The sequence below is a fragment of the Pseudomonas capsici genome, assembly GCF_017165765.1.
Classification (GTDB): domain Bacteria; phylum Pseudomonadota; class Gammaproteobacteria; order Pseudomonadales; family Pseudomonadaceae; genus Aquipseudomonas; species Aquipseudomonas capsici.
This window is the reverse complement of the sequence record NZ_JAFGZD010000011.1, coordinates 161,643-167,679: the sequence shown is the minus strand read 5'-3', so window position 1 is coordinate 167,679 and position 6,037 is coordinate 161,643. Positions and strand designations below refer to the sequence as shown.

Below are 6,037 nucleotides of genomic sequence, written 5' to 3'. Positions count from 1 at the left end.
CCCATGTGAGAGTAGGTCATCGTCAAGATTCAATTCCGAAACCCCTATCTGCACACGCAGGTAGGGGTTTTGTCTTTGTGGCCTTCGGCGACGTGAAGTCGCCAGCAAGCTGCCTCCCACGCCCACGGTCCTGACTGCTGAACGCCTAAGAAGCCGAGATCGAAGTTCGCGTCTGGCGAATATCACGTGAAGGTGGTGCGCCGAAGCGGCGTGCGTACTCGCGACTGAACTGCGAAACGCTTTCATAGCCCACACGCAATGCTGCCGTATTGGCGTCCAGTCGTTCCGTCAGCATCAGGCTGCGTGCCGCATGCAGGCGCAGTGTCTTCTGATACTGCAATGGGCTGGTCCCAGTGAGTTGCCGGAAGTTATGGTGCAGAGTCGAGCCAGCCATCCCTGCAATCTCCGCGAGTTCGGCGATGCGCAAAGGCTTGGCATAGTTGCGCTTGAGCCAGTCGATTACTCTCACGATTCCCCGTGAGCGATACCCTTCCCGTACGATCCAGCGCAGCCAGTCTCCAGCCTCACTGAGAAGCAGTCGAAGACAGACCTCGCGCTTGACCAGCTCTGCCATGAGCGGAATCTCCTGAGGTCGATCCAGCAAGCCCACCAGACGATTGAACACATCGATCAGCTCATCCGATGCCTGCCCGGCGGCGTAGCAACGAGTCGGATTGGTGCTGCCGTCGACCACGGGCATGCTTTGAACAACATCGTGAAGAATCGCCATATCGAGTTTCAATACCACTGAGAGGTAAGGACGCTCGACACTGGCCTGGATGACTTTTGCTGTGGTGGGGATATCAATCGAGGTGACGAAAAAGCTGCCTGGCTCTGACAACAATTCTTCATGACCGAATACGGTGTGTTTGGTGCCCTGAACAATCAGCGCCATACAGGGTTCGTAGACGCAATAGGTCGGTAATCCAGGGGCCTCCATGCGATAGAAGGTCAGGCCCTTTATGGCGCTGGGGTTAGCCTCGTCACTGCAATGAGCCAGTACCCGTGAGGTAAGTCGCTTTAAACCATCGTCTTCCCGGCCAGGATTAGGAGTGGACAACGCCAACGATCGATTCATGAACCTGACCCTGCAAGGACTGAGATTGCAGTGTGCGCAGAAGAGGTCATCCGCTCAAGTGCGTCGGCAGGATTGTGCAAAAAGAGCATCGGATTGTGATCACGCCCTTCAAAAACCCTCGACTATCTTGAGGCTCTTCCTGATGTCCCCCCACGATATTGAGCAAGGAATCTGTGATGGATCGGCGCGATTTTCTCAGGCTTTCGGCAGGCGGCGCACTGGCGGCCACATTGCTGCCCATGGCAGGTAATGCCCAGACATTGACCAGCGTGCCATCGGACGAGAGGGGCAGCGTGTTGCCGACTCGTGGCAATGTGGTGCGCACGGCGCTGCAGACAAACCCGGCTCGCCACAACCTTCGTTACATGACGCCTTACCGCTTCGGCATGGGAGGGACGCAAATCGGTAATATCTTTGCCCCCATCAGCGATGAGCAGGCGGCAGCCGTCTTGCAGTCGGCCTGGGATTCGGGTGTGCGACTGTTTGATACATCTCCCTTCTATGGATTCGGCCTCAGCGAATATCGTCTCGGACGTTTCCTGCATAACCGAAACCCGGACGACTATGTCATTTCCACCAAGGTCGGGCGCGTGTTCAAGGCCGCCGGCAAGCCCATTGGCGATCGCTCGATCTGGACCTCCCCGGCACCTTTTGAATACCACTATGACTACACCGCCGCCGGAGCCAGACGCTCTGTCGAAGATAGCCTGCAAAGGCTTGGCCTGGCGCGTATAGACGTGGTTTACATCCACGACCTGTCGCCGGACAACACGGAGTTGCAAGGCGGCTGGGAAGCGGCCTATGAGATTGCTCGTACGGGAGCCATGCGTGAACTGGAAAAAATGCGCGAAGAGGGGCTGATAAAAGCCTGGGGATTCGGAATCAACCGGCCCGATGCAGCCGTTCGCGCCGTGGAGCATGACGATCCTGTGCCGGACATCGTCTTGCTGGCTTGTCAGTATTCGATCATCGATCACCAACAGGCGCTTGACCGGACCCTGCCCGCATTGGCCAAAAAAGGCACAAGCGTGGTTGTCGGGACTCCACTCAATGACGGTTTCCTGGGAGGCGGTCGACGTTTCAACTTTTCAACCGAATTGCCGCCGTTTGCGGTCGAGCGTCGTACCAGGCTGGCTGCCATAGCCAATCGTCATGGCATCGACATGCGCACTGCCGCCTTGCAGTTTGCTGCCGCGCACCCGCTGGTGTCAGCCATCGTGCCCGGATCTCGTGTGCCGGGACAGATCGCCAGCAATGCCCAATCCATGAAAGTGGCCATCCCGGCTGACTTCTGGGCCGAGCTCAAGCACGAGCGCCTTATTGCCGGGCATGCCCCGGTTCCGACTTGATACGGTCTGCCAGCCTCAGTTCTGAAACGCCGTCATTTCCTGCAACAGCAGCGTCATGAGCCGGCTGGCACCGACACTGAGCTGACGCCCCAGTCTGCTTATCAGGTGCGTCTGAGGGCTGCTGAACACTTCATGCTGCAAGGGCAGGGCCAGCAGTTTTCCGGCTTTCATTTCCTCTTCGATCACGAAGGTAGGCAGCAGCGTGACGCCGCCATGCATGGCGAAGTGCTTGAGCATGGAAAAGGTGTTGCACGTCAGCACCGGTTTCACTGAAACGCCCAGTTGATGCTCGGCCTGCAGCAGAATCTGGCGGATGCCATAGGACACGCTCGGCAAAGCCAATTGATAACGATCCAGGCCCTTGAGTTCGAGAGGGCCTTTTTCCTGAGCCAGTGGATGGTTCGGGCCGGTCACCACACAGACCGGTTGCTTCTGATGAGCGTGCGAGCGGATTTTCGGGTCGGCAGCCGGATTGAAGACCAGACCGATATGCGCCTCATCTTCCACCACCTGGCGGATCACTTCGTTGCTGCCGCAGACATTCACGATCAGTTCTATCCTGGGATAGAGCGCCGAGAACTTGGCCAGCGGCTGCGCCAGGCTTTCCAGAAAACCTTCCCCCGACACCAGCGTGACCGAACCGCTGTGCAGCCCGCGCAGAGCTTGTATGGACTCCAGCAGCACTTCCTGCTGGGTGAGCCTCTGCCGGTAGTACGCCAGCACCTTGTCGCCCGCTTCGGTGGGTTTGACGCCCCGGCGATGCCTTTCCAGCAGGGGTGAACCCAGCTCCTGTTCCAGTTGAGCGATCTGTCGGCTGACAGCCGAGGGCGCGACGTTCAGGAAATCAGCCGCAGCCCGGACACTGCCCAGGCGCACTGCTTCGAAGAAATAAAGAATCCGCCGATCCTGAACGAGGCTCATGGTTTTTCCTGTGTTGCGGTAAAGGCAACATAAATTCAATTTTTGGATTATTGCTGATGGGTGTCAGCGCTGTCCATACTCGATCCATAGGCAAACGGGAGGGGTGTATGACAGCTCTTTGGCAACGTCTGCGCCAACAGGCGCAACAGCTTGGTGAACGCAATCCGGTGCTTGCCCTGCATGCACACAACCGGATTCTGGCGCACTCATCCTTTGAGTCTGCGCTGGCCGCCAACCTGGCTCACCAGCTTCAGGACAAAGTGCCCGATGCCGATCTGCAGAGCTGGTTCAAGGCCGTACTGCAATCCAACCCGGGCATTGCCGAAGCAGCGGCGGTGGACATCAACCATCTGGTTGTCGTCAATCCGGCCTGTCCCGATCACCTCACAGCATTCCTGACCTTTCGCGGCATTCAGGCCGTGCAGGCTTACCGCATTGCCCACTCGCTCTGGAACGACGGTGATATCCAGAGCGCCGTACTGCTGCAGAACTGGGCAGCCAGTGCCTGGAGTATCGATATTCATCCTGCTGCACGACTTGGCAAAGCCCTGTTCGTCGATCACGGCATCGGGCTGGTGATTGGCGAAACCGCTGTGGTCGAGGATGAAGTCAGCCTCTGGCATGGCGTCACGCTGGGCAGCACCCTCAATGAAGCAGGCGATCGGCACCCGAAAATCCGTCGCGGCGCGCTGATCTGCGCAGGTGCGACCGTGCTGGGCAATATCGAGGTGGGCGAGCGCGCCATCGTGGCCGCCAATTCCGTTGTCCTCAAACCCGTGTCGGCGGGCGTGGTGGTGGCCGGTGCGCCTGCCAGACCCGTCGGCACTGCACCGGCTTCACTCGCTACCTTCACGACAAAATCACAAGAATAATGCAGGGATAGTTCACATATGGCAGCCGTCGCTCAGTTTCCACAAGGTATCGATCATCCGCTGGTCACTGTGCGTGACCATGCCCACGTGTTGCAGCTCTATCGGAAAATGGGCTTCATGCCGTCCCCGGTCAGTTATCACCCATGGGGCAGCGTGACCTCGCTGATGATGTTTGAAAGCAACTTCATCGAACTGATCGGTATCGATGACCCGACAAAGTTCGGCACCAACTCGGTCAACGGCTTCTGCTTTGGTCGCCAGTTGGGGGAGTTTCTGGATCGTGGCGAAGAGGGCGTTTCGCTGGTTGCCTTGCACAGCAAGGATGCGGACGCCGATCACGCTCGTCTGGTCGAGGCCGGTCTGCCGAGCCAGGGCCGGATCGATTTCCGCCGCAGCATGACATTGCCTGACGGCCGTCCCGACGAAGCGGTTGTGTCTCTGGGGTTGTTCATCGACCCGGCGTTGCCCGACGCCTCGAATTTTATCTGCCATCAGCACCGTCCCGAACTGATCTGGGTACCGGGCTGGCAGAACCACTGCAATGGCGTGGACGGAATTTTCAGCGTGACTTACCTGACCGATCCGGCAGAACTCGAAACTCGCTGGAAAGCCCTGTACGGCGACGCTGTCACCTACAACGGCAACATCCTGCAAGCCGATACCCGCTGTGGCCTCCTGCGCGCCATGGATGCTGCCACCGCTGCCGTTCAATACCCCGGCGTCAGGCTGCCCCACGCCGCCAGCGAGCGTGCCCATGCCATCGCCATCGGCCTGCATACCAAAAGCCTGGACACGGTGCGTTTCATCCTCGAACACAACGAAGTACCCCACGAACAGGTGCCGGGCCGCGTCATGGTGCAACCCGAAGCGGCGGGCAACGTCATCCTTGAATTTGTACAAAACCTTTAACCGAGATACGAAACATGACTTTGAAAGTAGGTGTGATCGGACTGGGCAACATGGGCGGCGGCATGGCGGCCACCCTGGCGGGCAAAGGCTTCGATGTGAGCGGTTTCGATCTGTCCCGGGCGGCACTGGCACAAGCTGAAAGCAAAGGCGTCAAGCCGGTTGCCGAGCGCAAGCAACTGATTCAGGACTCGGACATTCTGATTCTGTCGCTGCCCAAGGCCGAGCATGTCGAGTCGGTCTGCCTGGGCGAGGGCGGCATTATCGAGTTCGGACGCAAGGGACTGGTCGTCGTCGACACCACCACCTCCACACCGGAAATGAGCCGCAAGGTGGCTGCCGAACTGTTGAAGACCGGCGTGGCCTTTATCGATGCCCCGGTTTCCGGCGGCCCCAAAGGCGCGGCCACCGGCACCATGTCCATGGTGATCGGCGCTCAGGACGATGACCTGGCCCGTGTCATGCCAGTGCTGGAAGGCATGAGCGGCACCCGCGTTCACGTCGGGCAATGTGGCGCTGGCAACGTCGCCAAGATTGCCAACAACATGCTGGCCGCCTGTCACCTGATCAGCACCGCCGAAGCAGTCGCCATGGCGGCCAGGGCCGGTGTCGATCCTGAAAAACTGCTGCAAGGTCTCAATGCCGGTTCGGGGCGCAGTGGCGCTACCCAGGTCATGTTTCCGACCTGGGTGCTCAACAAGGCCTACGACTCCGGTTTCACCATGGGCCTGATGCGCAAGGACGTGGGGCTGGCCAGCGATCTGGCGGACAGTCTGGACATGGAGCTGCCGCTGTCCCGTGTGGTTGCCCAATTGTGGAAAGCCAGCAGCGAAACCCTGGCGGATAACGAAGACTTCTGCGCAATCGTGCAGCGTACCGATGCCCAACTTTATGGCCGTGGAGAATAATCG

6 protein-coding genes are annotated in these 6,037 nt (G+C 59.0%); 4 read left to right on the top strand and 2 right to left on the bottom strand.

Annotated features, from left to right (window positions below):
- Window positions 1–145: 145 nt before the first annotated feature.
- Window positions 146–1,078 carry an AraC family transcriptional regulator gene (locus JSY17_RS16345; RefSeq protein WP_206402296.1) on the bottom strand — a complete coding sequence of 311 codons (933 nt, stop codon included), beginning with the start codon at window positions 1,076–1,078 and terminating at the stop codon, window positions 146–148.
- Window positions 1,079–1,443: 365 nt separating this feature from the next.
- Between JSY17_RS16345 and JSY17_RS16340 the strand changes: the two genes are divergently transcribed.
- Window positions 1,444–2,427, top strand: a complete 984-nt coding sequence (locus JSY17_RS16340) for an aldo/keto reductase (RefSeq protein ID WP_200999314.1) — start codon at window positions 1,444–1,446, stop codon at window positions 2,425–2,427.
- Window positions 2,428–2,442: 15 nt separating this feature from the next.
- Here the strand turns inward: JSY17_RS16340 and JSY17_RS16335 are convergent, their stop codons facing one another.
- Window positions 2,443–3,348: a LysR family transcriptional regulator gene (locus tag JSY17_RS16335; RefSeq protein WP_117183610.1), complete on the bottom strand. Its 906-nt coding sequence runs from the start codon at window positions 3,346–3,348 to the stop codon at window positions 2,443–2,445.
- A 107-nt stretch (window positions 3,349–3,455) separates the two neighbouring features.
- Here JSY17_RS16335 and epsC point away from each other — a divergent pair, with 107 nt between their 5' ends.
- The 3 genes from epsC to JSY17_RS16320 are packed head-to-tail and all read left to right on the top strand — an operon-like array spanning window position 3,456 to window position 6,034.
- Complete coding sequence (gene epsC, locus JSY17_RS16330; protein ID WP_200979073.1) at window positions 3,456–4,220, top strand: serine O-acetyltransferase EpsC; 765 nt, start codon at window positions 3,456–3,458, stop codon at window positions 4,218–4,220.
- An 18-nt stretch (window positions 4,221–4,238) separates the two neighbouring features.
- On the top strand, window positions 4,239–5,129 hold the full coding sequence (locus JSY17_RS16325; protein ID WP_206402297.1) for a VOC family protein: 891 nt from the start codon (window positions 4,239–4,241) through the stop codon (window positions 5,127–5,129).
- 14 nt (window positions 5,130–5,143) lie between these two features.
- Window positions 5,144–6,034 carry an NAD(P)-dependent oxidoreductase gene (locus tag JSY17_RS16320; RefSeq protein ID WP_117167564.1) on the top strand — a complete coding sequence of 297 codons (891 nt, stop codon included), beginning with the start codon at window positions 5,144–5,146 and terminating at the stop codon, window positions 6,032–6,034.
- Window positions 6,035–6,037: the final 3 nt, after the last annotated feature.